General features: G+C 66.9%; 23 protein-coding genes and 1 pseudogene. 12 read left to right on the forward strand and 12 right to left on the reverse strand.

What is annotated here, in order from left to right; all coding sequences use genetic code 11:
• Window positions 1-6: 6 nt before the first annotated feature.
• Window positions 7-1566, reverse strand: a complete 1560-nt coding sequence (locus DD542_RS04160) for an alkaline phosphatase D family protein (RefSeq protein ID WP_127804012.1) — start codon at window positions 1564-1566, stop codon at window positions 7-9.
• 83 nt (window positions 1567-1649) lie between these two features.
• On the opposite strand from DD542_RS04160, the gene DD542_RS04165 reads away from it, so the two are divergent.
• Both DD542_RS04165 and DD542_RS04170 read left to right on the forward strand, forming a co-directional pair.
• Window positions 1650-2549, forward strand: a complete 900-nt coding sequence (locus DD542_RS04165; protein ID WP_127804014.1) for a dienelactone hydrolase family protein — start codon at window positions 1650-1652, stop codon at window positions 2547-2549.
• Window positions 2550-2614: 65 nt separating this feature from the next.
• Window positions 2615-3436 (forward strand): ZIP family metal transporter, encoded by an 822-nt coding sequence (locus DD542_RS04170; RefSeq protein WP_127804016.1) that lies wholly within the window; start codon window positions 2615-2617, stop codon window positions 3434-3436.
• Between the two features lie 16 nt (window positions 3437-3452).
• Here DD542_RS04170 and DD542_RS04175 read toward each other — a convergent pair whose 3' ends face one another.
• From DD542_RS04175 to DD542_RS04195, 5 genes and pseudogenes are all read right to left on the reverse strand, one after another.
• A complete protein-coding gene (locus DD542_RS04175; protein ID WP_127804018.1) occupies window positions 3453-6023 on the reverse strand; it encodes a PAS domain S-box protein in 2571 nt (856 codons plus the stop codon).
• Window positions 6020-8569, reverse strand: a complete 2550-nt coding sequence (locus DD542_RS04180; RefSeq protein ID WP_127804020.1) for a PAS domain S-box protein — start codon at window positions 8567-8569, stop codon at window positions 6020-6022. The genes DD542_RS04175 and DD542_RS04180 overlap by 4 nt, the downstream gene beginning before the upstream one ends.
• A gap of 38 nt (window positions 8570-8607) precedes the next feature.
• Complete coding sequence (locus tag DD542_RS04185; RefSeq protein ID WP_127804023.1) at window positions 8608-9477, reverse strand: sulfurtransferase; 870 nt, start codon at window positions 9475-9477, stop codon at window positions 8608-8610.
• A gap of 86 nt (window positions 9478-9563) precedes the next feature.
• A pseudogene (locus DD542_RS04190) lies at window positions 9564-10454 on the reverse strand (DMT family transporter).
• A gap of 6 nt (window positions 10455-10460) precedes the next feature.
• Window positions 10461-11612, reverse strand: a complete 1152-nt coding sequence (locus DD542_RS04195; protein WP_066159040.1) for an aromatic ring-hydroxylating dioxygenase subunit alpha — start codon at window positions 11610-11612, stop codon at window positions 10461-10463.
• Window positions 11613-11882: 270 nt separating this feature from the next.
• Between DD542_RS04195 and DD542_RS04200 the strand changes: the two genes are divergently transcribed.
• The 7 genes from DD542_RS04200 to dut all read left to right on the forward strand — a co-directional run bounded on the left by DD542_RS04200 (window position 11883) and on the right by dut (window position 19320).
• Complete coding sequence (locus DD542_RS04200; protein WP_066159037.1) at window positions 11883-12149, forward strand: exodeoxyribonuclease VII small subunit; 267 nt, start codon at window positions 11883-11885, stop codon at window positions 12147-12149.
• Complete coding sequence (locus tag DD542_RS04205) at window positions 12146-13051, forward strand: polyprenyl synthetase family protein (protein WP_066159035.1); 906 nt, start codon at window positions 12146-12148, stop codon at window positions 13049-13051. The genes DD542_RS04200 and DD542_RS04205 overlap by 4 nt, the downstream gene beginning before the upstream one ends.
• Window positions 13052-13087: 36 nt before the next feature.
• Window positions 13088-14983, forward strand: coding sequence for a 1-deoxy-D-xylulose-5-phosphate synthase (dxs, locus tag DD542_RS04210; RefSeq protein ID WP_127804025.1), 1896 nt, complete (start codon window positions 13088-13090; stop codon window positions 14981-14983).
• Window positions 14984-15208: 225 nt separating this feature from the next.
• Window positions 15209-16288, forward strand: a complete 1080-nt coding sequence (locus DD542_RS04215; RefSeq protein WP_127804027.1) for a TRAP transporter substrate-binding protein — start codon at window positions 15209-15211, stop codon at window positions 16286-16288.
• 115 nt (window positions 16289-16403) lie between these two features.
• Window positions 16404-17003: a TRAP transporter small permease subunit gene (locus tag DD542_RS04220; RefSeq protein ID WP_066159027.1), complete on the forward strand. Its 600-nt coding sequence runs from the start codon at window positions 16404-16406 to the stop codon at window positions 17001-17003.
• A gap of 17 nt (window positions 17004-17020) precedes the next feature.
• The gene (locus DD542_RS04225; RefSeq protein WP_127804029.1) at window positions 17021-18847 is read left to right on the forward strand and encodes a TRAP transporter large permease subunit; all 1827 of its coding nucleotides are present in this window, start codon (window positions 17021-17023) and stop codon (window positions 18845-18847) included.
• A gap of 23 nt (window positions 18848-18870) precedes the next feature.
• Window positions 18871-19320 (forward strand): dUTP diphosphatase, encoded by a 450-nt coding sequence (gene dut, locus DD542_RS04230; protein ID WP_127804031.1) that lies wholly within the window; start codon window positions 18871-18873, stop codon window positions 19318-19320.
• A 22-nt stretch (window positions 19321-19342) separates the two neighbouring features.
• Here the strand turns inward: dut and DD542_RS04235 are convergent, their stop codons facing one another.
• Window positions 19343-19882 (reverse strand): FKBP-type peptidyl-prolyl cis-trans isomerase, encoded by a 540-nt coding sequence (locus DD542_RS04235; RefSeq protein WP_079366048.1) that lies wholly within the window; start codon window positions 19880-19882, stop codon window positions 19343-19345.
• 14 nt (window positions 19883-19896) lie between these two features.
• On the opposite strand from DD542_RS04235, the gene DD542_RS04240 reads away from it, so the two are divergent.
• From DD542_RS04240 to DD542_RS04250, 3 genes are all read left to right on the forward strand, one after another.
• The gene (locus DD542_RS04240; RefSeq protein ID WP_127804033.1) at window positions 19897-21069 is read left to right on the forward strand and encodes a cupin domain-containing protein; all 1173 of its coding nucleotides are present in this window, start codon (window positions 19897-19899) and stop codon (window positions 21067-21069) included.
• Window positions 21070-21072: 3 nt separating this feature from the next.
• Window positions 21073-21585, forward strand: a complete 513-nt coding sequence (locus tag DD542_RS04245; RefSeq protein WP_127804035.1) for a hypothetical protein — start codon at window positions 21073-21075, stop codon at window positions 21583-21585.
• Window positions 21586-21805: 220 nt separating this feature from the next.
• Entirely contained in the window at window positions 21806-22162 is a 357-nt protein-coding gene (locus tag DD542_RS04250) for a hypothetical protein (protein ID WP_066159009.1), read from the forward strand.
• A gap of 87 nt (window positions 22163-22249) precedes the next feature.
• Here the strand turns inward: DD542_RS04250 and bamC are convergent, their stop codons facing one another.
• The 5 genes from bamC to DD542_RS04270 form a co-directional block, all read right to left on the reverse strand.
• A complete protein-coding gene (bamC, locus tag DD542_RS04255) occupies window positions 22250-23380 on the reverse strand; it encodes an outer membrane protein assembly factor BamC (RefSeq protein WP_127804037.1) in 1131 nt (376 codons plus the stop codon).
• Window positions 23381-23424: 44 nt separating this feature from the next.
• Window positions 23425-24309 (reverse strand): 4-hydroxy-tetrahydrodipicolinate synthase, encoded by an 885-nt coding sequence (gene dapA / locus DD542_RS04260; protein WP_127804039.1) that lies wholly within the window; start codon window positions 24307-24309, stop codon window positions 23425-23427.
• A 104-nt stretch (window positions 24310-24413) separates the two neighbouring features.
• Entirely contained in the window at window positions 24414-24962 is a 549-nt protein-coding gene (locus DD542_RS04265; protein ID WP_127804041.1) for a class I SAM-dependent methyltransferase, read from the reverse strand.
• Window positions 24962-25090 carry a hypothetical protein gene (locus DD542_RS24175; RefSeq protein WP_256861488.1) on the reverse strand — a complete coding sequence of 43 codons (129 nt, stop codon included), beginning with the start codon at window positions 25088-25090 and terminating at the stop codon, window positions 24962-24964. Before DD542_RS24175 ends, DD542_RS04265 begins: the two co-directional genes overlap by 1 nt.
• Window positions 25087-26331 (reverse strand): MFS transporter, encoded by a 1245-nt coding sequence (locus DD542_RS04270; protein ID WP_079366051.1) that lies wholly within the window; start codon window positions 26329-26331, stop codon window positions 25087-25089. Before DD542_RS04270 ends, DD542_RS24175 begins: the two co-directional genes overlap by 4 nt.
• Window positions 26332-26389: the final 58 nt, after the last annotated feature.

Genomic DNA, 26389 nt, shown 5'->3' on the forward strand with positions numbered 1-26389 from the left:
GCTGCCTCAGCCCTCCGGCAGCACCACCTTGGTGTACGGGTGGTCGACGCCTTCTGCCCACCAGTTCGCCCACAGCCGGTCCGCGCCGCCCGGCGCGTCGGCCTGCAGGGTCATGAAGTTGCGGCAGCCGATCAGCCGGCGCCGGGCGGTCGGGAACTCCACCATCTGGCCGGTGAGCCCCGGCTCCAGGGTCTCGATCTGCTTGCAGGCCTCTTCGAGGAAGTAGCGCGCCACGCCGGCTGGCGGCGGGTGGGTCACGCCGCTGCTGGTGAGCTGGGTCAGGCTGCGCGCCTCGGGCGAAAGGTCGCTGCGGTCCGATTCGATCACGCCGATGGCGGCCACGTGCACGTCGCCTGAGAGCACGGTCACCCGCAGGCCGCGCGCACTGGCGTCCAGCAGGCGGCGCACCAGGCGCAGGCGCTCGGCCTGGTGGGGGTGGCTGGTCCAGTGGTCGCGCAGGTCGTCCTCCAGTTCCTCGATGGCCGGCAGGGCGCCGAGCATCGTCTCCAGCTGCTCGAAGCTGGGGTGCATCACCGGGATGCTGCTCATCACCAGCAGGTGCCGCAGGTCGCCGGCGGCCAGCTGGGCGTCGAGCCAGGCGTAGACGGCGCTCCAGCTGGCCGGGCTCATCACCTGGTCGGCGAGCACGGTCCTGCGTCCGGCGGCGTCGGTGGTTTCGCTGCGCGGCCGGCGCTCGCTGCGCAGGTCGAGCACCAGCAGGCCGGTGCTGCCGAAGCGGTAGGCGCTGTTGTGCGCGGTCTGGGCGTTCAGGGTGGCGGGCGGCGGTGCGCCCAGCATCTGGCGCTGGAACAGTTCGAACGCAGAGCGGGCGACCTCGAACAGGCCCTGGAACACGGGGCTGCCGTGCAACTCGCACGGGTGTGAGCCCCAGCCGTCGATGATGTCGTGGTCGTCCCACATCATCACGCTGGGCACCGAGGCCAGCAGCGCGGCAGTCTCGGGCTGGTTCCAGCGTTCCAGGTAGAACCCGGCGAAACGGGTCTGCAGCGCGGCGCGCAGGCTGTCGCTCAAGGGCATGTGGGTGCGGGTGAACCACTCGACCTCGGTCCATGCCCGCAGCTCGGGCACGGTGGCCCAGATGTCGTCGCTGTAGATCTGGTCGCCGCCCATGAGCAGCAGCTCCAGCGGCCTGACCGGAATGCCGTCGACGCGCTCCTGCTGTTCGTGCAGGCGGCCCATGCGGGCCCAGAGGGCGTTGGCGTCTTTCATGGTTTTGCGGGTGCGCGCGTCGGAAAAGCCGTTGCATGAGACGTAGGCCATGCTTGGCGTGGCGCCCAGGGCCGGCACCTGGAAGCTGTGGCTGCGGCCGGCCAGCCGGTAGCCGATGCGCTGGGGCATCGCCGTCTGGCGCACCGCGATGTCGAAGCGCCAGGCGGTGGCGTCCAGGCCGGGCACCGGTCCGCTGGCGCCGTTGACCAGCTCGGCCGGCACATTCAGGCGCAGCGCCGGCTGCGGATCGGTGGCGTCGCAGACGATCATCAGGCTCAAACCCCAGACGCCACCCTGGCATCCGAGAAACTGCAGAATGGGTCCGGTCAGGGTCATGGCGCTGTCCTCCGATGCGCGCCATTGTGTGCCCGACCCGTGCGCGCCGCATCCCCTTTTCAACCACCCACAAGGAGACACCGATGCTCAACACCGACCTGATCACCGACAGCCAGGCCCTGCTCGACGCGAAGGCGTCGCACTGCCATGCCACCCGCCGCACCGCACTCAAGGCCGCCCTGGGCGTGGGCTACGCCGCCTCGGTGCTGCCGGTCATGGCGCAGACGGCGATCAAGACGTCCACCGACGGGCTGACCGCGGGCGAGGTGATGATCGATGTCAACGGCTTCAAGATGCCCGCCTACCGCGCGGCGCCGGCCGGCAAGACCGGGCTGCCGGTGGTGCTGGTGTTGTCGGAGATCTTTGGCGTGCACGAGTACATCGCCGACACCGCGCGCCGGTTTGCCAAGGCAGGCTACCTGGCCATCGCACCCGAGCTGTTCGTGCGCCAGGGCGATGCGCAGAGCTATGGCGAGATGGCCAAGCTGATCGCCGAGGTGATCTCCAAGGTGCCGGATGCCCAGGTGATGGCCGATCTGGACGCCACGGTGAAGTGGGCCGCGGCCAACGGCGGCGATGCCAAGAAGCTGGGCGTGACCGGCTTCTGCTGGGGCGGGCGCCAGGTCTGGCTGTATGCGGCGCACAACCCGGCGGTGAAGGCCGGTGTGGCCTGGTACGGCCGGCTGGTCGGTCAGACCAGCGACCTCAATCCGAAGCACCCGGTGGATGTGGCGGCCGGCCTGCACGGTCCGGTGCTGGGTCTTTACGGCGCGGCCGACACCGGCATTCCGCTTGACACGGTTGATAAGATGAAAGCCGCTTTGGCGGCCGGCAATGCGGCGGCCAAGGTGTCGAGCTTTGTGGTGTACCCGGACGCGCCGCACGCATTCCACGCCGACTACCGGCCGAGCTTCCGCAAGGAGCCGGCCGAAGACGGCTGGAAGCGGGCACAGGCCTGGTTCCAGCAGCACGGCGTCGCCTGACGCTGCCCTGCAGACCCCACCCCCGGGCCGCCTGTGCGGCCCTTTCTTTTGGTTGACGACATTTCATGACCCTGATTGCGATCCTGTTGGGCACCGTGGCGGCGGGGGTGGGCAGCGTGTGGCTGGCCGCGGCGCTGGGCATGGGGGTGCTGGCGCGGTTCACGCAGCACATGCTGAGCCTGGCTGCCGGGGCGCTGCTGGCCACCGCCTTCATGCACCTGCTGCCCGAGGCGTTCGAGAGCCAGGCGGGCGCGCACGAACTCTTCTCCCTGCTGCTGGGTGGTCTGGTGTTCTTCTTCCTGCTGGACAAGGCCGAGCTGTGGCACCACGGCCATGAACACCACCACGGCGGGGAGCACCATGGACACGGGCATGCGCACGCCCACGGTCATGACCATGCGCACGGTCACAACCACGACCACGGGCATGGCGCCCGTTCCGGCGGCTGGACGGTGCTGGCCGGCGACAGCGTGCATGCGTTCGGCGACGGCATCCTGATCGCTTCGGCGTTTGTGGCCGACCTGCGGCTGGGTGCGGTGACCGCGCTGGCGGTGCTGGCCCACGAGGTGCCCCACCACATGGGCGATCTGGTCGTTCTGCAGCAGACCTCGGGCACGCGCCGCGCGGCCCTGGTGAAGGTGTCGCTGGCGGGCACGGTGACGGCCCTGGGCGGGTTGGTGGGCTACCTGCTGCTGGGCCAGCTCGAAGACTGGCTGCCGTACTTCCTGGTCGCGGCCTCCAGCAGCTTCGTCTATGTGGCGCTGGCCGACCTGATTCCCCAGTTGCAGAAGCGGCTCGGCCTTCGCGCGACGGTCGCCCAGATCGCCTGGCTGCTGGCGGGCATCGGCCTGGTGACCCTGGTCAGCGGGATGGCGCATTCCCACTGAGTCGCAGACAGCGGCTTCAGCTGGTCGCCTCGCTGCCGAAACAGAATTCGAAGCGGGCACCCTGGTCCACGGCGCCTTCGCCCCGTATGTGACCGCCGTGGCGCTCCAGGATGCGCCGCACCGTGGCCAGCCCGATGCCGGAGCCCTCGAACTCGCTGGCGGTGTGCAGACGGTTGAAGGCCTTGAACAGGCGTTCGGCCCGCGCCATGTCGAAGCCCGCTCCGTTGTCGCGGATGCAGAACACCGGCGCACCACCCGGAGCCGTTGGCTCGGCGCGGTTGAAGCTGATGCGGGCGTTGGCGGTCTGGCGGGTGTATTTCCAGGCGTTGCCCAGCAGGTTCTCCAGCACGATCTGCGCCATGCGCGGGTCGCAGTCGGCATACAGCCCTTCTTCGATCGCCACCTCGACCTCTCGCGTCGGATCGCGGTGGCGCTCCTGGCGGATCACGTCGTGCGCCAGCTCGCTGAGGTTGGTGTTCATGCGCTGCAGGGTGCCCTGGCTCACGCGCGCCAGCGCCAGCAGATCGGTGATCAGGCTGTTCATGCGATGGACCGAAGCCTCGATGCGCTCGAACAGGTCGATGTCCTCTGCGGTCATGCGCCCGGCCATCTGCTCGCGCAGCAGGTGGCTGAAGCCGTCGATGGAGCGCAGCGGCGATTTCAGGTCGTGCGAAACGGAGTAGGCGAAAGAGTCCAGCTCGCGGTTGAGGTACTGCAGCTGGGCGGTGCGCGCCGCCACGCGGTGCTCCAGCGTGTCGTGCAGCTTGTGGATCTCGCGGTCGCGGCGCAGCCGTTGCAGCTCGGCGTTGCAGCGGCTGGCAAAGATGGTCAGCAGGGCGTCCAGATGGGCGTTCGGTGGCGGCCGCTGGCGCCAGACGGCGATGAGCAGCCCCACCGCCGAGCCGTCCCCATCGCGCAGCGGCAGGCCCAGCACGGACTGGAGCGGGGCCTCCGAAAACGGCGGCACCAGGTTCAGGTGGGCAGGGCGGGGACTCTCGAAGCGCAGCAGTGCGGGTTGCAGCAGGGCCTGTTCGCAGAGCGTCTTGTGCAGCGAATGGGTGCTGTTGGGGAGCAACCGGCCGTCCCACACCAGGGCCAGGGTGTTCATCTGCTTCAGAGGATCCACCTCGCCCACCACGACGCCGTCGGCGCCGATGGCGTCGGCCAGATGCTCGACGAGCGAGCGGAAGAAGGCCTCGCCCGTGTCGCCCGAGACGCCCTCGGCCACATTCAGCAGCATGGCCTCGTGCCGTTTCTCTTCGTCCACGTTCATGGTGAAGGAAAGGGCGCAGGGCTCGTTGTCGATCTCGATGATCTCCGCCCACACCCTCACGGGCACGATGGCACCCGCCTTGGTCCGCATCCGGGTCTCGTATCCCTGCAGCCGGCCGTCGCGCCGAAGGGTGGCCACATAGTGGTTGCGGTCGGTCTCGGAAACCCAGACTCCCACCTCCATCGACGTCTTGCCTTCGAATTCCGCCTGTGTCCATCCCAGCACCCGCTCGTTGGCGGGGTTGACCTCGACGAAGCGGCCGTCGCTCAGGCGGGTGATGGTCATGCCCAGCGGGCTGAAGTTGAACGCCTTCGAGAAGCGCTCGCGCGAGATCTCCAGTTCGCGGCGCGAGGCCACATCGGCCGACAGGTCGAACACCACCGCGATCAGCAGCCGTTCGGTGGCGCTCTGCGTGACCTCGGCATGCACCATGGCCGGGAACGCGCCCCCGTCCTTGCGCTGGGCCAGTCCCCGGAGGCCACCGACCCGCCCCTGGGTGTCGATGAGCCGGCGGAACTCGGTCTGTTCCTCGTCGCGGGCCCACACCCTGGGTGGAGGATGACCCACCAGCTCCTCGTTCGTGTATCCGAACAGCGACTGGAAGGCCTGGTTGGCGTCGAGCACGTCCAGCGTGTCCAGCGACTGCACCAGGCAGGCGGCCGGCGTGCTGCGGAACAGGGCCTGGAAGCGATCCTGGCTCTGGCGCAGCAGGCGCTCGACCTCGCGGCTGTGCTCCAGTGCCAGGTTCTGGCTGCGGTACGCGTCCAGCATGCGCCGCCGGCCCAGGTTGACCGTGATCATCAGGCTGATGAGGATGGTGGTCTGCACAATCCACACGGTCCAGCCGGTGCGCGTCTCGGGCGTCGGCATCAGCTGCAGGTTCTCGGCGATGTTGAGCACCCCGAGGATGGCGATGCCCAGCGCGCCGCTGACCAGCATGTTCCTGCGTGAGAGAAAAACACCCGCAGCGACCACCGCCGCGATCATGACCAGCGCGGCCATGCTGCGCACCGTGCCATGGGCCACGATGGCCGCACCCGACGTGAAGATCAGCGTGTACACCAGCAGCGGCGCCACCAGCGGGCGCAGGCGCGTGGCGTACAGGACCAGCAGCAGGTAGTCGGTGAGCGAGAAAGCGAGGGCCACCCAGGTCAGCGCCACCAGGCCGTCCCTCAGATGGACGCCGAACGCCACCAGCGGACCGGCGATACCGATGCACAGCAGCAATGCCAGCAGGGATCGATCCTGGTAGCGCTGCAGACTGGGCGGCTGGCCGGTCGCCTCAGCGGCGGGGAGGGGGGCTGGCGCGTTCATCGGGATGTTGGCGCGGGTGTCAGGGAGAAGCGGAACTCGGCGCCTTCCCCGGGCTTGCCGACACCCTGGATCTGGCCACCGTGCCGGTCCACGATGCGGCGCACCGTGGCCAGGCCGATGCCCGTGCCTTCGAACTCGCTCGGTCCGTGCAGGCGCTGGAATGGCTTGAACAGCTTGTCGGCATAGGCCATATTGAAGCCTACGCCGTTGTCCCGCACGAAAAAGCTCGCGCGGCCCGGGCCACCGTCCTTGCAGCGCCCCATCTCGATCAGCGGCTGTGGCTGGTCCCGGGTGTACTTGATGGCGTTGCCCAGCAGGTTCTCCAGCGCGATGCGCGCCAGCCGGGCGTCGCAGACGCTGACCAGACCCGGCTCGATGCGCCACGCGAGAGGTCGGCCCGGGTGCCTGGCCTGTTCTGCGCGCATCACCTGTTCGGCGATCTCGCTCAGGTTGGTCGGGCTCAGCACCATCTTGCCCTGGCTCACGCGGGCCAGTGCCAGCATGTCGGCGATCAGGGTGCTCATGCGGTGGGTCGACGCCAGCACGCGCTGCAGCAGCTGCTCCTCGTCGGCGGTCAGCCGTCCCTGCAGCTGTTCGCTCAGCAGGCTCGTGAAGCCGTCGATCGCACGCAATGGCGACTTCAGGTCGTGCGACACCGAGTAGGCGAACGAGTCGAGCTCCGCGTTGAGCTTCTGCAACTCGGCGGTGCGCGACTGCACCCGTTGCTCCAGCGTCGCGTTGAGCTGCTGGATTTCGCGCTCGCGCCGCAGCCGCATCAGTTCGGCCGTGGCCCGGCTCGCAAAGATCGACATCAGCGCGCGCATCTCGGCGGTGAGTGTGATGGGCTGGCGCCACATGGCCGAGAGCAAGCCAATGGCGGTGCCGTCCTGGTCGCGCAGGCTCTGGCCGATGTAGGCGCTGGCCTGCACCCCGGTCATCGACGACAGCGATGGGTAGGTGTGGGCGAGGCCTTGCTCGTAGACGCAGAGATCGCTGCGCGAAAGGGCCTCGCCGCAGGGGGTGCCCTCGGGGGCATAGGCGATGTTGGGCACCAGGGCTCCGTCCATGGACATCGCCAGTGTCTGCACCTCCTGGTCGGGCATCAGCTCGCTGACCATCACCACGTCGGCCTTCAGGGCGGGGGCTGCGTGGCGGGCCAGCGCGGTGAAAAAGGCCGCGCCCGTTTCGCCCGTCATGCCCTGCGCCACGCTCAGCAGCAAGGCCTCGCGCCGCTTCTCTTCCGACACGTTCACTGTGGACGACAGAATGCACTCTTCGCCCTCGATGTCGATCAGCACCGCCCACAGCCTCACGTCGACCGGCTTGCCGTCCCTGCCGCGCATCTGGCTCTCGTAGGCCAGCACCCGCCCGTCGTGCTTGAGTTTGTCGACGTAGGCCTGCCGGTGGGCTGGTGTGAGCCAGGCGCCGGTTTCCAGCGTGGTCTTGCCGCGCAGGGCGTTCACACCGATGCTGTCGGAGATGAGTCCTGCCCGGTTCACCTCCAGGATCCGGCCGTCGGACAGGCGCGTGATCGCGAGGTTCATCGGACTGAAGTTGAAGGCCTTGGCAAAGCGCTCCTCCGAGCGCCGCAGGCGTTCGATGGTGGCGTTCTGCTCGGTGATGTCGGTGACCGTGGTGATGATCAGCCGGTCCTGCGGATCGTCACCCATCTCGCTGCTGATCAGCGCCTCGAAGCGGCTGCCGTCGGCCCGCAGTCCCTGGACATGGACCTGGTCTGCGCGGCGCAGGGCGAACAGTTGTTCCAGGTAGAGGGCGCGCTGCTCCGGTTCGGCCCAGAGCATGGCGTCGGTGCAGCCGAGCACGTCCTCGCGGGTGTGTCCGTAGCAGCGCTCGAAGGCCGGGTTGACGTCCAGGATCAGGCCGCTGCGGGCCGACTGCGCAATCATCGGGCTGGGGCTGTTGCGGAAGATCCGGGTGAACCGCTCCAGGCTCTGGTCCCGTTCCTGCTCGCTGCGGATGCGCCGCTCCAGCTCGCGGCGCTGAAGATCCAGCGCCTGCTGGGCCCGGCTGCGGCTGTGGTAGACCATGATCGCCACCACGACCATGGTCATGGACTGGGTCAGCCACACCGTGAACCCGACCTTGAAGTTGGCCGGTTTGAACCAGCCACTCCACTCCATCCAGGTGAGGACGCCCAGGACCACCACGCTCAGGGTCACGGTGACGAACAGCGCGCGCCGGGGCAGGAAGATGCCGGCACCGGCCACCACTGCCACGAACAGGAAGCCCGCGGCGGTGCGCACCGAGCCGAAAGCCACGATGGCGATCACCGTCGAGATCAGGACCGCGGTCACCAGCAGCGGTGCTACGAGTCGCTGGAATCCCTTGCTCAGCAACAGCAGGACCGTCCAGGCCGACAGCGCGATCAGCGCGGGCGCGATCACCTCCGACAGGTTGGATGTGCTCAGATACACCAGGGGTGCCTGGACGGTGGCAGCAATGGCCACCAGCAGACCGATGGCCCGCAGTGGACTGGAAGAGGGTTCGGAGGACGGGCTGGACACGCGGGACAGGGCTTCAGGCATCGGTTGGCGTATGGGCGCGTGTCTGACCTATCGTCCCGTCAGCCGGGAACTTGACTCCGGGCACAGGGCAGGCCTGGCGTGTTGCACCATTCGCTCCAGCTGCCTGGAAAGAGGGCTGTGCGTCCGAAGCCGGCGATTTCCATGGCCAGCAGGTTGGGGATGGCGCTCACGCCACTGCCACAGTGGTGCACCACCGCGGCCGGGTTGCGCCCTGCCAGCAGGCGCTCGAATTCGGCCCGCAATTCGGTGGCCGGCTTGAAGCGGCCGTCCGGGCCGATGTTCTCGGTGAACGGCCGGTTGAGCGCCCCCGGGATGTGGCCTGCCACCGGGTCCAGTGGTTCGACCTCGCCACGGAAGCGGGCCGCGGCGCGTGCGTCGACCAGCGTGAGGTCGGGCTGACCGAGCCGGCGCGCGATATCCTGCGCCGCCTGCATCGTGGCCCGGGGAGGCTGCAGTTCGAACCGGCCCGCGGCGGCCGGCTGCGACGGACCTTCGGCGACCTCGCCGCCGGCCGCCTGCCAGGCGGCCAGTCCGCCGTCGAGCACCGCCACGGCCTCGTGGCCGCACCACTTGAGCATCCACCAGAGCCGGCCACAGTAGTTCGCGCCCTGCCGGTCCATCGCCACCACCTGCTGGCCCGGGTTCAGACCCAGCGCCTGCAGACGCCTGGCAAACGTTTCACGGGACGGCAGGGGGTGCCTTCCGCCACTGGCGCGGTCGGGTCCGGTCTTGTCGCTCAGGTGCTCGTCTAGGTCCACATGCACCGCGCCGGGGATGTGGGCGGCTTCGAACTGCTGGCGCCCGGCGGCGGGGTTCATCAGGTCGAAGCTGCAGTCCGTCATCAGCACCGGCTGGCGGTCGTCCAGGAGTTGCCGCAGCTGCGCGGCAGAAATGAGGGTTGTGTACATGTGGCTGATTTTCAAGTACGGAGGGACCGCTGACGATCACACCAAAGTCCTAAAGACCCACCCACCGCATGCAGACGCGCACGGATTCAGTGCTCTTCTGCCGGCGCGTGGGGCACGGCGCGCGCGCGCAGCACGGTGGCCGCGATGCCGCTGACGATGATCAGGCCCATGCCGGCCCAGCCGATCAGGGGCAGCCGGTCGCCGAACACGGTCAGTCCGAAGATGCCGGCGAACACGATGCCCGAATACTGCAGGTTGGCCACGACCATGGTGGCACCGCTGGCGTAGGCACGGGTCATGCACAGCTGGCCGCCCAGCGCCAGCAGCCCGATGGGCAGCAGCCAGAGCGCGGAAGGCCAGCTCCATGGCGTGGCACCGACGAACAGCATGCCGATCAGGCCGGCGACCACAGCCCCGATGGAGAAATAGAACACCGTGCGGCTCTCGGGCTCACCCGCCCGGCTCAGCGCCGACACCTGCAGGTAGGCGAAAGCCGCGAAGATGCCGGACATCAGGCCAACCAGTGCGCCCAGCATCTGGTCGGGAGCCAGGGTGGGGCGCAGCATCATCGCCACGCCGCCGAAGCCCGCCAGCACGGTCAGGAACAGGGGAGCCTATTGCCGGACCGGCGCATTGCGGCCCTGGGTCAGCAGGGCACCGCCGAGCAGGAAGGTGGCGATCCAGACGCTGCTCATGTAGTTGAGCGTCATCGCCGTCGCCAGCGGGAGGATGGCAATGGCGTAGAACCAGGCGGTCAGCGAGATGGTGCCCACCACGCTGCGCCAGACATGCATCATGGGCACCGTGGTGCGCAGCGAGACGCCGCTGAACCGGGTGAACCCGTAGAGAAACACCACCCCCACCAGACCGCGGTAGGTGACGATCTCGAAGCTGTTGAAGTGCGCGGATGCGAACTTGATGCAGACCCCCATGCTGGCGAAAAACAGGGACGCCAGCAGCATCCAGAGGGCCTGCATGGGGTCTCAGCCTTTCAGCGCATCGCCGAGGCGGCCGCGGTACCACTCGTGGAAGTGCTGCATGCCGTCTTCCATCGGGCTCTGGTAGGGGCCGACCTCGTTGTCGCCGCGCTCGTACAGGGCCTTGCGGCCCGCGTCCATGCGCTCGGCGATCTCGTCGTCCTCGATGCAGGTCTCCATGTAGGCGGCGCGCTGCGCCTCCATGAAACCGGGTTCGAAGGCGGCGATCTCCTCGGGGTAGTAGAACTCCACCATGTTGAGTGTCTTGTCGACCCCCAGCGGGTGCAGGGTCGAGACCGTCAGCACGTGCGGGTACCACTCCACCATGATGTGCGGGTAGTAGGTCAGCCACACCGCGCCCTGTGCGGGCAGCTCGCCGTTGCGGTACTGCATCAGCACCTCGTGCCACTTCTGGTACGTGGCGCTGCCGGACTTGAGCAGGTTCTGGATGCCCACGGTCTGCACCGAGTACTCGGGCTTGAACTCCCACTGCAGGTCGTCGCAGGTGACGAAGTTGCCCAGTCCGGGGTGGAAGGGCACGACGTGGTAGTCCTCCAGATAGACCTCGATGAAGGTCTTCCAGTTGTAGTTGCAGGTGTGCAGTTCGACGTGGCCCAGCACCATGCCCTCGAAGCTCAGCGTGGACGCCGGACCCATGTTCGCCAGATCGGCGGCGATGTCGCGGCCGTTGTCTTCGAACAGCAGGCCGTTCCATTCGCGCAGCGAATAGCGCTTGAGATCGGCGCAGGGGTCGTGCGAGAAATGCGGGGCGCCCAGCAGGTTGCCCAGCTTGCTGTTGGCCGACTGGCCACCGCTGTAGGTCCAGCGGTGCAGGGGGCAGACGATGTGGCCACCGCTGTGACCCTTGGCGTTCTGGTTCAGGTTGCCGCGGCCCTTGAGCATCACGGCCTGTCGGTGGCGGCAGATGTTGGAGACGAGTTCGACGCCGTTGGCGGTGCGAACCAGCGCGCGTCCTTCACCCTCCTGTGGCAGGGCGAAGTAGTCGCCCAGCTCGGGAACCGCGTTCACGTGCCCCACGTAGCGGGGCCCGTGCTGAAAGATCGTTTCAAGTTCCCTGCGGAACAATGCCTCGTCGAAGTAGCTGGAAACCGGCAATTGGCTTGCGGCCTGCTGCAATTGAAGACTCAAATCAGACATGGTGGTCTTGACCTAAAGACTCCCCCTATGAAGGGGCAGGGTGAAGCGCTCGAGCGAGTGAACGATCTGCGCGGGATGGGTGAAGTGCTGCGTCCCTCCGGGCGTGCGAGGCCCGTCAGTTGAACAAAAAAGAGGCGGGATTGTACCCCGCCCCTTCCAGGCCCCTGCGGTGGCTGGAGATTGAGCGGACCGGGGGATAAAATCGCGCGCTGGCCCTGCCGTCCGCAGGGTGTCCGTCGGGTGTTTGCCACCCGCAATCGACTTCAGCGAATGACCTCTCCGACCCCCACAAAGTCCACCCGATCAAGCCGCTCGGCCGAAGCGTCTGCCACCCCGGCCAGCTACGAGGCCGCGCTGGAGGAGCTGGAGCAGCTGGTCGCCCAGCTGGATGCGGGGCAGTTGCCGCTGGACCAGCTGCTGGGTCGCTACCAGCGCGGCGCCGAGCTGCTGGCCTACTGCCGCACCCGGCTGGAGGCGGTGGAGCAGCAGATCAAGGTGCTCGAAAACGGCGAGCCCAAACCCTGGGACGGCCAATGAGCGCGGGCCTGTCGGACAACACCGCGTTCGTGGCCTGGCGGGTGCGCCAGCAGGAGCACGTGGAGCAGGCCCTGTCGAACTGGGTGCTGGCCGATGCGCCGGCGGGTCTGGGGCTGGTCATGCGCTATGCGGTACTGGACGGCGGCAAGCGCCTGCGCCCGCTGCTGGCGCTGGCAGCTTGCGAGGCCGTGCAGGGCGACCCTGCAGTGGCCATGCGGGCGGCCTGTGCGGTGGAGCTCATCCATGCGTATTCCTTGGTCCACGACGACATGCCTTGCATGGACAACGATGTGTTGCGGCGGGGCAAGCCCACAGTGCATGTGAAGTACGGCGAGGCGCAGGCGCTGCTGGCCGGCGACGCCCTGCAGGCCCTGGCGTTCGAGTTGCTGGTGCCCGACGACGGTTCGGTGCCTGCGGCGCTGTCGGCCCGCCTGTGCCGCCAGCTGGCCGTGGCGGCCGGTGCATCCGGCATGGCCGGGGGGCAAGCCGTCGACCTCGCCAGCGTCGGCGTGGCGCTGGACCAGAAGGCCCTGGAGGGCATGCACCGTCTCAAGACCGGTGCGCTGCTGCAGGCCAGCGTCATGATGGGCGCGTCCACCGCCGCTCTGGACGCGGCCGTGCTGCGGCAGTTGTCCACCTACGGCGCCTGCATCGGCCTGGCCTTCCAGGTGGTCGACGACATCCTGGACGTCACCACCGACTCCGCGACGCTGGGCAAGACCGCGGGCAAGGACGCCGCCGCCGACAAGCCCACCTTTGTGTCGCTCATGGGCCTGGAGTCGGCCCAGGCCTACGCCGACGAGGTGCTGGACCAGGCGCACCAGGCGTTGTCCGCCAGTGCCTTGCCCCACACCGACACCCTGCATGCGCTGGCCGACTGGGTTGGCCGCCGCGCGTCCTGAACCCGGAAAGCCGCCCTCAAGCGAAATACCTGCCCCATGAGCAACCTGCTGTCCACCATCGAATCCCCGGCCGACCTGCGGCGCCTGTCCCGCACGCAGCTGCGCCCCCTGGCCGACGAACTGCGCGACCATGTGCTGCAGAGCGTCTCGAAAACCGGCGGGCACCTCAGCTCCAACCTCGGCACGGTGGAGCTCACGGTGGCGCTGCACTATGTCTTCAACACGCCCGAAGACCGGCTGGTCTGGGACGTGGGCCACCAGACCTACCCGCACAAGATCCTGACTGGCCGCCGCGACCGCATGTCCACGCTGCGCCAGCTCGGTGGCATCAGCGGTTTTCCGCGCCGCGACGAGAGCGAGTACGACACCTTTGGCACCGCCCACTCGTCCACCAGCATCTCGGCGGCGCTGGGCATGGCACTGGCCGCCAAGATGAAAGGCGAGAGCCGCCACGCGGTGGCCATCATCGGTGACGGCGCCATGACCGCGGGCATGGCCTTCGAGGCGCTGAACAACGCCGGTGTCGAACACGGCCGCCTGCTGGTGATCCTCAACGACAACGACATGTCGATCTCGCCCCCGGTGGGCGCGCTCAACCGCTACCTGGCCCAGCTCATGAGCGGCCAGTTCTACGCCGCCGCCAAGAACGTCGGCAAGACTGTGCTCAAGGGCGCGCCGCCGCTGTTCGAACTGGCCAAGCGGCTGGAAGAGCACGCCAAAGGCATGGTGGTGCCGGCCACGCTGTTCGAGAAGTTCGGCTTCAACTACGTCGGTCCCATCGACGGGCACGACCTCGACTCGCTCATCCCCACGCTGGAGAACGTGCGCCACCTGCTGGACAACGGTGCGGGGCCGCAGTTCCTCCACGTGGTCACGAAGAAGGGGCAGGGCTACAAGCTGGCCGAGGCGGACCCCGTGGCCTACCACGGCCCCGGCAAGTTCGATCCCGCCGTGGGCCTGGTCAAGCCGGCCACGCCCCCCAAACCCACGTTCACGCAGGTGTTCGGACAGTGGCTGTGCGACATGGCTGCCGCCGACCCCAAGCTGGTCGGCATCACCCCAGCCATGCGCGAGGGCTCGGGCATGGTGGAGTTCCACCAGAAGTTCCCGGGCCGCTATTTCGACGTCGGCATCGCCGAACAGCACGCGGTGACCTTTGCCGCCGGGCTGGCTTGCGAAGGCATGAAGCCGGTGGTCGCGATCTACTCCACCTTCCTTCAGCGGGGCTACGACCAGCTGATTCACGATGTGGCGCTGCAGAGGCTGCCCATGGTGTTCGCACTGGACCGCGCGGGCCTGGTGGGTGCCGATGGCGCGACCCACGCCGGTGCCTACGACATCGCCTACCTGCGCTGCATCCCCAACATGTCGATCGCCTGTCCGTCGGACGAGGCGGAAACGCGCCAGTTGCTGTCGACGGCCCACCACCAGGACCACCCGGTGGCGGTGCGCTATCCGCGCGGTGCCGGTGTGGGCGCGGCGGTGCCGGCCAGTCTGGATGGGCTGCCGTTCGGCAAGGGCGAGGTGCGGCGGCGTGGCCATGGCGTGGCCATCCTGGCCTTTGGAACCCTGCTGCATCCGGCGCTGGCGGCCGCCGAGGCGCTCGGTGCCAGCGTCGCCAACATGCGCTGGGCCAAACCGCTTGACATGGACCTGCTGCGCGAGATGGCGCACAGCCACCAGGCGCTCGTCACGGTGGAAGAGGGCTGCGTCATGGGTGGCGCCGGCAGTGCCGTGCTGGAGGCCCTGCAGGCCGAGGGTCTGTCGATGCCCGTGCTGCAGCTCGGGTTGCCCGACGAGTTCATCGAGCACGGTGATCCCGCCAGGCTGCTGGCCAACGTGGGGCTGGATGCCAGCGGCATCGAGTCGTCCATCAGGCAACGTTTTGCCGACGTGCTGGGTGGCTCCGGTGGTCTCAAGGCGGCCGCCTGAACGACCGCGTTGAAGAAATTTCACGGCCTGTTTGAGGCGTTTCGAAAGCCTGCACGGTTTGAGTGCAGCAAGCTTGCAAAAGCCTGAAAGCGTTCACGATCTTGCTCTGATTTCGAGGGAAAACCCCCACGGAAGGGGGGGGGTGCGTTCCTACAATGGCCCGGACTGCAGAAGTCCCCGACCCTTCCGGGCGGGCATGAAATACCAACCACGGAGTCATACAACATGGATCGTCGTTCCATCCTCAAGCACGCCGGCATCGCCGGTGTGCTGGCCGCAGGAGCAGCCCCCGCTGTGCATGCACAGGCCGCCATCCGCTGGCGCCTGGCCTCCAGCTTCCCCAAGGCGCTGGACACCATCTACGGTGCCGCCGAAGTGTTCGCGGAAAAAGTCAATGCGATGTCCGGCGGCAAGTTCGTCGTCTCCGTGCACCCCGCCGGTGAACTGATGCCCGCGTTCGGCATCGTGGACGGTGTGCAGCAAGGCACCGTCGAAGCCGGTCACACCGCGCCTTACTACTACTTCGGCAAGGACGATACCTTTGCTCTGGGCACGGCCATTCCTTTCGGCCTGAACAGCCGCCAGCTGACCGCCTGGTACTTCGACGGCAACGGCATGAAGCTGTTCCGCGAGTTCTACGACAAGTACAACATCATCAACTTCCCCGGTGGCAACACCGGTTCCCAGATGGGCGGCTGGTACCGCAAGCAAGTCAAGACCGTGGCCGACATCAAGGGCCTGAAGATGCGCATTGGCGGTTTTGCCGGCAAGGTGCTGACCCGCATGGGTGGTGTGCCGCAGAACATTCCTGGCGGCGAGATCTACCAGGCGCTGGAAAAGGGCACCATCGACGCGACCGAATGGGTCGGTCCGTACGACGATGAGAAGCTGGGCTTCTTCAAGGTTGCCAAGAACTACTACTACCCCGGCTGGTGGGAAGGCGGTGCCCAGCTCGACTTCTACATCAACAAGGCCGCCTTCAACGCCCTGTCGAAGGAATACCAGGCCATTGTTGAAGCTGCAACGGCCTACGCCCACACCGAGATGCAGGCCCGCTACGACGCCCGCAATCCGCAGGCGATCAAGCGCCTGGTGGCCAACGGCGCCAAGGTGCTGCCGTTCCCCAAGGCCGTCATGGACGAGGCCTTCAAGCAATCGATGGCCCTCTACACCGAGCTGAACGACACCAACCCAGCCTGGAAGAAGATCTACACCGACTACTCGGCCTTCCGCAAGGACGCCAACGTCTGGTTCCGCTTCACCGAAGCCAACTTCGACAACTTCATGCAGCGCCAGAAGCTGTAAGCTTCACGGCCTTCCGCAAAAGAACCCCGTCCCCACGGGGTTTTTTTGCGTGGAAGGTACCCTGACATTTTTCTGAATCCCTCGCGCCTGCACCCTTCAACACAAGGGGACCTTCATGTCATTCCTCCTCACGCTCTCCCGCCTGATCGACGCGCTGACCGAGCGCATCGGCAAGCTCGCCATGTGGTTCATCCTGGCGACCACCATGATCAGTGCCGGCAACGCCATCGTGCGCAAGCTCTTCGACACCAGCTCCAACGCCTTCCTGGAAATCCAGTGGTACCTGTTCGCGGCGGTGTTCATGCTGGGCAGTGGCTACGCCTTTCTGCGCAATGCCCATGTGCGCATCGACTTCATCTCGTCGAAGTTCAGCGCGCGCGGCCGCAACTGGGTGGACGTGATCGGCATCATCGTCTTCGTGTTTCCGCTGTGCTACATGATGGCCACGCTGGGCTGGCCGCTGTTCGTGAACGCCTACGAATCCGGTGAAATGTCGTCCAACGCGGGAGGCCTGATCCGCTGGCCGGTGTACGCACTGATCCCGGCTGGTTTTGCCCTGCTCGCGCTGCAGAGCCTGAGCGAGCTCATCAAGCGCATCGCCTTCCTGACCGGCAACGGTCCGGACGTGCTGGCCCATGAAGGTCCGAGCGAAGAAGAACTCCTGGCCCAGCAACTGCTGGAAGAAGAGCAGCAGCGCCTCAAGGCCGCGCAATAAGAGGCGAGAGAACCATCATGGAATTCATTGCATCCAATTTCGTGCCCATCATGTTCACCGGCTTGCTGGTGTTCCTGCTCATGGGCTTCCCGGTGGCGTTTTCTCTGGCCGCCACTGGCCTCTTCTTCGGTTTCATCGGCATGGAGGTCGGGCTGTTTCCGTCCAACCTGTTCCAGGCCCTGCCGCTGCGGGTGTTCGGCATCATGCAGAACGACACCCTGCTGGCCATTCCGTTCTTCACCTTCATGGGCATCATCCTGGAGCGAAGCCGGATGGCCGAGGACCTGCTGGAGACTGTGGCCCAGGTGTTCGGCCCCGTGCGCGGTGGCCTGGCCGTGGCCGTGATCCTGGTGGGCGCGCTGCTGGCCGCCACCACCGGCGTGGTCGCTGCGGCCGTGATCTCAATGGGCCTGATCTCGCTGCCCATCATGCTGCGCTACGGCTACAACCGGACGATCGCCACCGGCACCATCACCGCCTCGGGCACGCTGGCGCAGGCGATTCCGCCGTCGCTGGTGCTGATCGTGCTGGCCGACCAGCTCGGCCGTTCGGTGGGCGACATGTACGCCGGTGGCCTGCTGCCCGGCCTGATGCTGGTGGGCCTGTATCTGGCCTTCATCGCGGCCGTGGCCATCTTCAAGCCCGACTGGGTGCCGGCGCTGCCCCAGGAGGCGCGCATCTACCGCGAACCCAATGGCGCGAGCGGCCACCGTTCGCTGTTGCTGCTGCTGGCGATCTGCGGCGTGGCCGGGTACATCTGGGCCCAGAACCACAACGCCATCATCAACCCGATGATCGGCCGCGAGATGGACGCAGCAGGGGACGAGGTGGTCATCATGTCGATCACCGTGGCGTCGCTGCTGGCCCTGGCCCTGGCCATCGTCAACCGCATCACCCGCATGGGCCTGCTGTCCCGCCTGGCCGAGCAGGTCACCTTCGTGCTGATCCCGCCGCTGGTGCTGATCTTCCTGGTGCTGGGCACCATCTTCCTGGGCATTGCAACGCCCACCGAAGGCGGCGCCATGGGCGCCCTGGGCGCGCTGATCATGGCGGCCTCGCGCAAGCGCCTGAGCCTCGACCTGATGAGGCAGGCCGGCGAGAACACGACCAAGCTGGCCATCTTCGTGCTGTCGATCCTGATCGGCTCCACCGTGTTCAGCTTTACTTTCAACGCAGCCGACGGTCACATCTGGGTCGAGCACCTGTTCGACAAGCTGCCGGGCGGTGCGCTGGGCTTCCTGATCATTGTGAACCTGCTGGTCTTCGTGCTGGGCATGTTCATCGACTTCTTCGAGATCGCCTTCATCGTGGTGCCGATGCTCGCGCCAGTGGCGGCCAAGGTGCTGCCGGAGCTGCTGCCTGAAGGCGCGCCGCCGGAGATGGCTCTGATCTGGTTCGGCATCATCCTTGCGATGAACCTGCAGACCTCGTTCCTCACACCACCCTTCGGCTTCGCTCTGTTCTACCTGCGCTCGGTGGCTGCCCGCAACGACTACACCGACCAGGTGACCAAGCAGCGCATCCCTGCGGTGACCACGGCGCAGATCTACAAGGGCTCCATCGCCTTCATCATCCTGCAGGTGATCATGGTGTCCGTCGTCATTGCCTACCCGAAGCTGGTGATCGGCAATATCGAGGCCGCCGCCAAGGTGGACGACGCCACTGTGACCGACATGCTCAACAACATGCCGGGCCTCGAACAGGAAGAGGAGCAGGACCCGACCCAGGGCATGGAGGGGGCCGAGCAGCCCGCCGAAGGCGATGCGGCCGAACCCGCTGAAGAGGAGGTCGATCCTGCCAAGGCGCTGGAAGACGAACTCAAGAGCGAGAAGACGGGGCAGTGAGCCCCTTCTGCGGAACCCGAAACATGCAGATCGATGTCAAGGTGCTGGATCCGCGCATGGCGGACCAGCTTCCCTCCTACGCGACGGCTGGCAGCGCGGGCCTGGATCTGCGCGCCTGCCTGGACGCGCCGCTGACCCTGGCGCCCAACGCCTGGCAACTGGTGCCGACCGGGCTGGCGATCCACCTCGCCGACCCGGGCTACGCCGCCATGATCCTGCCCCGGTCGGGTCTGGGCCACAAGCACGGCATCGTGCTGGGCAACCTGGTCGGTCTGATCGACAGCGACTACCAGGGCCAGCTGATGGTGAGCGCCTGGAATCGCAGCGATGTGGCCTTCACCATCGAACCCATGGAGCGCATTGCGCAGATGGTCATCGTGCCCGTGGTGCAGGCCCGCTTCAATGTGGTGAGTGATTTCGCCCAGGCCAGCGAACGCGGCGCGGGCGGTTACGGATCGACCGGGCGCGGCTGACCGGCGCTGCCCGCGCGCTGCGTCAGTGCAGGGTGGGCGCCTGAGGTGGTTCGTCGCCGGGACCTGAGGGGTCCACCTGCATCCGGAAAAAGCCGGTGCCCAGCGTGCCCCGGCCGATTTCGCTGACCTCGGCCTCGCGCACCTCGTGCACTTTCAGCCGGATGCGCAGCGCGATGCCCGCCAGCGGGTGGTTGCCGTCCATGACCACGTGGTCCGGGTAGATGTCGCTGACGAAGAACAGACGGTCCTTGGGGGCAGCGGCGCTGCAACCCTCCGGCAGTCCCTCGAAGCCCATGCCTTCTTCCAGGTGCTCGGGAAACAGGTGGCGCGGCTCCAGGAACAGCAGCCGGTCGTCGTAGTCACCGAAGGCGTCGTGCGGCTCCAGCTGCAGTTCCAGCGAATCGCCGGCCTCGTGGCCCTGGAGCGCCTTCTCCAGGCTGGCCAGCAGATCATTGCCACCCACCAGGAACTCGACGGGCTCGTCCAGTGCATCGAGTTCTTCGCCCAGCGTGTCCTTGAGTGTCCAGGTCAGCGCGACCACACATTGTTCGGTGATTTTCATCCGACAATTGTCCCATGACACCACACACCGATTCCATCGCAGGCGCTCCTTCTGTGGACCTGCCGGCGCAGATGCTGGGCGGCATGTCGCCGGCCCGGTTCATGCAGCGCTACTGGCAGAAAAAGCCCTTGCTGATCCGCAATGCCTTCCCCGGTTTCCAGCCCCTGCTCACACGCCCCGAGCTGTTTGCGCTGGCCGCGCAGGAATCGGTCGAGTCCCGCCTGATCGTGCACAAGCCGGCCGGGTGGCAGCTCCGGCACGGTCCCTTTGCCCGCACGGCCTTTCCGCCCCTGAAACAGAAGCGCTGGACCCTGCTGGTGCAGGGGGTGGACCTTCACCTGGACGCGGCGCACGATCTGCTGGGCCGGTTCCGTTTTGTGCCCGACGCGCGCCTGGACGACCTGATGATTTCCTGGGCCAGCGATGGCGGTGGTGTAGGGCCCCATTTCGACAGTTACGACGTATTCCTGCTGCAGGCCAGCGGCCAGCGTCTGTGGCGCATCGGGCGGCAAAAGGACCTGTCGCTGGAGCCTGATGTTCCGCTCAAGATACTGAGCAACTTCGAGCCCGAGCAGGAGCACCTGCTCAACCCCGGAGACATGCTGTACCTGCCGCCGCGCTGGGCACACGACGGCATTGCCGTCGGCGACGACTGCATGACCTACTCGGCGGGATTCCGCGTGCCCCAGCGCGGAGGGCTCGCCGGCGAACTGCTCCAACGCATGGCCGACGAGTTCGAGGACAGCACGCTGTACCGCGACCCCGGGCAGGAGGCCACCGACCACCCGGCCGCGATGCCGGCCTCGCTGGAGGCCTTTGCGGCCGATGCCCTGCAGCGCATGCTCGCCGAGCGCACTTCGCTGGCCTGCGCCCTCGGCGAAGTGATGACCGAGCCCAAGCCCCGTGTGTGGTTCGAAGAGCCCGTGGGCCCATGGCAGCCTGGGACGGCGTTGCGCCTGGACCGGCGCACCCGCATGATGTACGACTCAAGGCACCTGTTCATCAACGGAGAGAGTTTTCGGGCCGCTGGAGCCGACGCCCGCCTCATGCGCGTCCTGGCAGATCAACGTCGCCTGGGTGCGGCGCAGGTGCGCCGTGCCAGCGCCGACGCTCAGGCCCTGTTGAAGGACTGGTTCGAGGCCGGCTGGCTCCATGCGGAGTCCACGGCGGGTGGTGAAAAGGACTGAGAGATGACGCAACAGCCGATACCGGACGATCTCCCAGCATTGCCGGAAGGGCGTATTCAGGGGCGCCGCGAGTTTGCGGATCTGGTGCGGCTGGCATTGCAAACCGCCGCCCGCGATGGCTGGACCCAGATTGTGCTCAGTGATCCTGATTTCGCCGACTGGCCTCTGGGCGAGAGGTCCGTCATTGACGCCCTCAATGACTGGGCCTGTCGCGGCAGAAAGATCCAGTTCATGGCCATGGACTTTGACCGGCTGCGCGAGTTGCACCCCAGGCTCGTGCAGTGGCGCACGACCTGGTCGCACATCGTCGAAGCCCACGCATGCCGCGCGGTGGCGGGGGGTGAACTGCCCAGTGCCATCTGGTCACCCGACTGGACCATGGAGCGGCTGGACATCGGCCGTTGTCTGATGGTCGCCAGTCGCCGACCCGAGCGCCGAACGCTGCTCCATGAACGGTTGCAGGCCTGCTGGCAGCAGGGCTGCCCTTCGTTTCCTGCGACGGTCCTCGGTTTGTGACAAGAATCCCAACGGCGTGTGTTTTTGCAACGCCAACTGTCAACAAAAGAAAAAGTTGACAAGGGTAAATACGGATTTGCAGTTCCGGCGTATGATTTCGTTCCAGATCGCAATCGTTAATAGCGGTAAGCGACTGGGTCAACCAAGCCCGGATCATCGATTCGGGTTTTTTTGTGGTTGATTCATTTTTTTGTTTTCATCCACATCCTGAGGAATCACCATGAAAAAGACCGTTCTGCTGGCCAGCCTGCTCGCCGCCATCGCCCTGACCGCTTGTGGCAAGAAGGAAGAAGCTGCTGCTCCCGCTGCAGCCCCCGCCGTTGAAGCTGCCAAGGACGCCGCTGGCGCTGCTGTCGACGCCGCCAAGGATGCTGGCGCTGCTGCTGCCAACGCTGGCGCCGCCGCTGGTGCCGCTGCCGGCGCTGCTGCTGCCGACGCCGCTGGCGCTGCTGCCGATGCCGCCAAGGACGCCGCTGGTGCCGCCGCCGACGCTGCCAAGGCTGGTGCTGACGCCGCCAAGGAAGCTGCCGACAAGGCCGCCGAAGCTGCCAAGGCTGCTGCCAAGCCTGCTCAGTAATTGCCCAGCCGGTTCGGGCCCAGGTCCGAATCGTCCGGCCAAAAGAAATGCCGCCCTCGGGCGGCATTTCTTTTGCCTGCGTGGCCCTTACTTCAGATCAGCGGCCAGCAACTCGACGATGCGCTTTCCATCGGCCGTGGTGTCGGGTTGTCCCTGGGCATTCAGCACGGACACCGTGGTATTGGTGCCGCTGCTGCGCACGGCAATCCGGTATTGCACCGGCTTGGCCTGGGCGGGCGAACTGCTGAAAAGACGGCTGAAAAAGCCGGGCTTGGCCGACTCGGCGGTGGCGTCTGCGGGCACGTAGCGAACGAAATACACGCCCTGGCTGCGATCGCGGTCCTCGACGGTGAAACCGGTGCGGTCCAGCGACAGGCCGACCCTGCGCCAGGCACGATCAAAGTCGTCCTCCAGCTGCACGGCGGGCTGGTTGTTGACGGTGACCACACGGGCCGCAGAAGGCGTCGGTGCCGATGCGGTAACCGCTTTGGCCTGGGCCTCGGTGACGCCGAGCTTGACCATCAGCCGGCGCATGAACTCCGTTTCCAGCTCGGGGTCGGCCGCGCGCGGCTGCCAGACGGTCTGGTCCTTGCGGGCATCGGTGTAGACCTCAATCATGCCGCGGTGGCTGATGTAGATCTCTGTGGCACCCGACGGGGTGCGCTCCAGCCGGGTGCGGAACTTGTCCTTCTCCCCCGTTGAATAGAGGCTGTCGAACACTTTGCCCAGTGTGGATCGGATGACGTCCTGCGGCAGCTTGGCGCGGTTCTCGGCCCAGTCGGTCTCCATCACCCCCAGGGTTTCCTGGTCCAGGGTGAGCACAAAGCCGTTCTCCTGCCAGAAGTCCTTGACGGGGCCCCACACCTTGTCGGCAGGGCGGTCCACCACCAGCCAGCGCTGACTGCCCGCGCGCTCGATGCGGACATCGCCGATCTTGCTGGCGGCGGTGTCGGAGGAACCCGCAACTGGCTGGGCCGTCTGGTAGCCGCTGGCCGTCACGGTGGCGCCAGGCACCTGGTAGCGCGACTCGCGGCTGAGCTGGGTCAGGTCCGGCGGCACTTCGAGGGAGTTGACCTGGCGGGCGCTGCGGTAGTCGATCTTGTCTTCCTCGAGCACGGAGCAGCCCGTGGCGAGAAAGGCTGCCATGGCCACGGCGCCCCAGCGGAGCGACACGGTGGGGCGGATGCGCGAAGACAGAGAGCGTGAGGTGATGGACATGGGCAGCTTGGATGACGTCTTGGTGGGACCTGGCAGCGGCGTGATCAGATCAGGCCGCTCTCTTTGAGTGCCGCCTCGACCACCGGTTCCAACGGGGAGCTCATGGGCGTGAGGGGCAGGCGCATGGTGCCACCACACAGGCCCATGCGTTCCATCGCCCACTTCAAGGGGATCGGATTGGCTTCGACAAAGAGGTTCTTGTGCACGGGCATCAGGCGGCGCTGGATCTCCATCGCCTTGCGGGCGTCACCGGCGATGGCGGCCATACACATTTCGTGCATCAGTCGGGGCGCGATGTTGGCGGTCACGCTGACATTGCCCTGGCCACCACACAGCATCAGGGCGACCGCCGTCGGGTCGTCGCCCGAGTAGATTGCAAAGCCTTCCGGCGCCTCGCGGATCAGCCACTGGGCGCGCTCGATGTTGCCGGTGGCTTCCTTGATCCCGACGATGCCGGGCACCGCCGCCAGGCGCAGTGCGGTGTCCACGCTCATATCGGCGACGGAACGGCCGGGCACGTTGTACAGGACGATGGGCAGGTCGCCGGTGGCTTCGGCAATCGCCTTGAAGTGCTGGTACTGGCCTTCTTGCGTCGGTTTGTTGTAGTAGGGCACGACCTGCAGCTGGCAGTCGGCACCGACGCCACGGGCAAATCTCGCCAGCTCGATGGCTTCGGCGGTGGAGTTGGCGCCGCAGCCGGCCATGATCGGCACGCGCTTGGCGGCCTGTTCGACGGAGACGCGGATGATCTCGCAGTGCTCTTCGACGCTCACCGTGGGCGACTCGCCCGTGGTGCCGACGACGCCGATGCAGTCGGTGCCTTCGGCGATGTGCCAGTCGATCAGCTTGCGCAGGGTGGGGTAGTCGACGCTGCCGTCGGGGTGGAACGGGGTGACGAGGGCAACGATGCTGCCGGTGATGGTCTTCATGTTCTCGGGCTCAAGTCAGAGGCGCCGGCCTGTGCGCCGGACACGTTGAGGAAATCGATCCGGCGGCTCGCGCGCGAATCGTGCATTCTACCCAGCGCAGTCGCTCAGTCAGGGAGCAGGTGGCGCGCCGGCACGGAGGCGTCTGACGGACGTTTTCGCAGGGCGGTGATGCGCTGCACGAAGCGCTCCGGGTGGTCGCAGAAGCCGTTTTCATAGGCGACCACGTGCAGGCCGGCGCAGGCCTGCAGCAGCTCGCCGGGCTGCAGCAGGAAGTCGGGCCGGGACGGTCTGCCGACCGATTCGTTACCGGTTGCAAAGGTCTCGTAGATCAGCGCGCCACCCTCGCCCACGCTGTCCACGATCACGGGCAGCAGCGCGCGCCAGAGGTAGTTGGTCACCACCACGGCGTCGAAGCGTTGTCCTTCGAAGGGCCAGGGGCCGTTCTCGATGTCGGCCTGCACCACCCGCCCGGCGCTGGCCGCTGCTGCCACAGCGGTGGGGTCCCGGTCCACGCCAGTCACCGCATGACCGCGGCCGGCGAACCAGCGCAGGTGCCGTCCCTGTCCGCAGGCCACGTCCAGTACGGTGCCGCCGACCGGCACCAGGTGCGACCAGCGTTGCACCCAGGGGGAAGGCGACTCCGTGCCGTGCATCAGAAACAGCTCCAGAGCTGGTCGGCCAGATTCACCAGGAAGTCCGGGCGCTGGTAGAGCATCAGCGTGCCCAGCAGGGCCAGGGCCACGGCGGCCCAGACCAGCGCCCTGACGGCCAGCGGCCTCACGCGGCGGCCCCCACACGCTGCGGGCCGCGTTCGATGGCCGACTCGCGGACCGGCAAGTTCACCAGGGCCGCGAACACGCCCAGGGCGATCGAGATGTACCAGACAACGTCGTAGCTGCCGGTCCGGTCGTAGAGCACGCCGCCCAGCCAGACGCCCATGAAACTGCCGATCTGGTGGCTGAAGAACACGAAGCCGCCCAGCATGGACATGTGGGCCACGCCGAAAATCTGGGCCAGCATCGCGTTGGTCGGTGGCACCGTCGAGAGCCAGAGCACGCCCATCACGGCGGAGAAGACATAGACGCTTGTGGGCGTGAGCGGTGCCCAGAGGAAGACCACGATGGCGACCGAGCGCGCCAGGTAGATGAAGGCCAGGATGTGGCGTTTGGCCAGGCGCTGTCCCAGCGCGCCGGCGGCGTAGGTGCCGATCACGTTGAACAGGCCGATGATGGCCAGCGCGTAGCTGGCCACCTGCGGCGAGAGGCCGTGGTCCTTGAGGTAGCTGGGCATGTGCACGCCGATGAACACCACCTGGAAGCCGCACACGAAGTAGCCCGCCATCAGCAGTTGGAAGCTGCGGTAGCCGAAGGCCTCGCGCAGGGCCTGCCCGATGGTCTGTTCGCGCTTTGGTGCCGCCCCGCCCCTGAAACCCGGCTCGCGCAGGAACAGTGCCAGCGGCATGATCAGCAGCACCGCTGCCCCGAGGATGAGCAGCGCCTGCTGCCAGCCAAAGCCCGAGATCAGCCAGCCTTCCACAGGCACCATCAGGAACTGGCCGAAGGAGCCGGCCGCCGCCGCCACGCCCATGGCCCAGGAGCGGCGCTCCGCAGGGATCTGGCGACCGATCACACCGTAGACCACGGCATAGGTGGTGCCGGCCTGGGCCGCGCCGATCAGCAGGCCGGCGGTCAGCATGAACACGAACGGCGTGGGCGAGAGCGCCATGCCTGCGAGGCCTGCCGCGTACAGCACCGCTCCGCCGACCAGAACCCGGAAGGCGCCGAAGCGGTCGGCCGCCATGCCGGCGAAGATGCCGAACAGGCCCCAGGCCAGGTTCTGGATGGCCAGCGCGAAGGAAAAATTTTCCCGGGTCCAGCCCATGTCCTGGGTGATCGGCTGCAGCCAGAGACCGAAACCATGGCGCACCCCCATGGAAAGGGTGACGATGGCGGCGCCGCAGAGCAGCACCTGTGCGGCCGACAGGCGCGCTGGTGATACGGAGATGGGAGAAGCTGAAGACATCCCGGCACTGTAGCGAATCCGGCTTTCCCGAAGGCGTCGCAGGGTGGACGCGCGGTGG

It is taken from the genome of Hydrogenophaga sp. NH-16, from assembly GCF_004006415.1.
GTDB lineage: Bacteria > Pseudomonadota > Gammaproteobacteria > Burkholderiales > Burkholderiaceae_C > Hydrogenophaga > Hydrogenophaga pseudoflava.

What these genes read in the sequence shown, in the direction of transcription:
- DD542_RS04160 (WP_127804012.1), bottom strand. Translation starts at nt 1,566, where the DNA reads ATGACCCTGACCGGACCCATTCTGCAGTTTCTCGGATGCCAGGGTGGC.
- DD542_RS04165 (WP_127804014.1), top strand. Translation starts at nt 1,650, where the DNA reads ATGCTCAACACCGACCTGATCACCGACAGCCAGGCCCTGCTCGACGCG.
- DD542_RS04170 (WP_127804016.1), top strand. Translation starts at nt 2,615, where the DNA reads ATGACCCTGATTGCGATCCTGTTGGGCACCGTGGCGGCGGGGGTGGGC.
- DD542_RS04175 (WP_127804018.1), bottom strand. Translation starts at nt 6,023, where the DNA reads ATGAACGCGCCAGCCCCCCTCCCCGCCGCTGAGGCGACCGGCCAGCCG.
- DD542_RS04180 (WP_127804020.1), bottom strand. Translation starts at nt 8,569, where the DNA reads ATGCCTGAAGCCCTGTCCCGCGTGTCCAGCCCGTCCTCCGAACCCTCT.
- DD542_RS04185 (WP_127804023.1), bottom strand. Translation starts at nt 9,477, where the DNA reads ATGTACACAACCCTCATTTCTGCCGCGCAGCTGCGGCAACTCCTGGAC.
- DD542_RS04195 (WP_066159040.1), bottom strand. Translation starts at nt 11,612, where the DNA reads ATGTCTGATTTGAGTCTTCAATTGCAGCAGGCCGCAAGCCAATTGCCG.
- DD542_RS04200 (WP_066159037.1), top strand. Translation starts at nt 11,883, where the DNA reads ATGACCTCTCCGACCCCCACAAAGTCCACCCGATCAAGCCGCTCGGCC.
- DD542_RS04205 (WP_066159035.1), top strand. Translation starts at nt 12,146, where the DNA reads ATGAGCGCGGGCCTGTCGGACAACACCGCGTTCGTGGCCTGGCGGGTG.
- dxs (WP_127804025.1), top strand. Translation starts at nt 13,088, where the DNA reads ATGAGCAACCTGCTGTCCACCATCGAATCCCCGGCCGACCTGCGGCGC.
- DD542_RS04215 (WP_127804027.1), top strand. Translation starts at nt 15,209, where the DNA reads ATGGATCGTCGTTCCATCCTCAAGCACGCCGGCATCGCCGGTGTGCTG.
- DD542_RS04220 (WP_066159027.1), top strand. Translation starts at nt 16,404, where the DNA reads ATGTCATTCCTCCTCACGCTCTCCCGCCTGATCGACGCGCTGACCGAG.
- DD542_RS04225 (WP_127804029.1), top strand. Translation starts at nt 17,021, where the DNA reads ATGGAATTCATTGCATCCAATTTCGTGCCCATCATGTTCACCGGCTTG.
- dut (WP_127804031.1), top strand. Translation starts at nt 18,871, where the DNA reads ATGCAGATCGATGTCAAGGTGCTGGATCCGCGCATGGCGGACCAGCTT.
- DD542_RS04235 (WP_079366048.1), bottom strand. Translation starts at nt 19,882, where the DNA reads ATGAAAATCACCGAACAATGTGTGGTCGCGCTGACCTGGACACTCAAG.
- DD542_RS04240 (WP_127804033.1), top strand. Translation starts at nt 19,897, where the DNA reads ATGACACCACACACCGATTCCATCGCAGGCGCTCCTTCTGTGGACCTG.
- DD542_RS04245 (WP_127804035.1), top strand. Translation starts at nt 21,073, where the DNA reads ATGACGCAACAGCCGATACCGGACGATCTCCCAGCATTGCCGGAAGGG.
- DD542_RS04250 (WP_066159009.1), top strand. Translation starts at nt 21,806, where the DNA reads ATGAAAAAGACCGTTCTGCTGGCCAGCCTGCTCGCCGCCATCGCCCTG.
- bamC (WP_127804037.1), bottom strand. Translation starts at nt 23,380, where the DNA reads ATGTCCATCACCTCACGCTCTCTGTCTTCGCGCATCCGCCCCACCGTG.
- dapA (WP_127804039.1), bottom strand. Translation starts at nt 24,309, where the DNA reads ATGAAGACCATCACCGGCAGCATCGTTGCCCTCGTCACCCCGTTCCAC.
- DD542_RS04265 (WP_127804041.1), bottom strand. Translation starts at nt 24,962, where the DNA reads ATGCACGGCACGGAGTCGCCTTCCCCCTGGGTGCAACGCTGGTCGCAC.
- DD542_RS04270 (WP_079366051.1), bottom strand. Translation starts at nt 26,331, where the DNA reads ATGTCTTCAGCTTCTCCCATCTCCGTATCACCAGCGCGCCTGTCGGCC.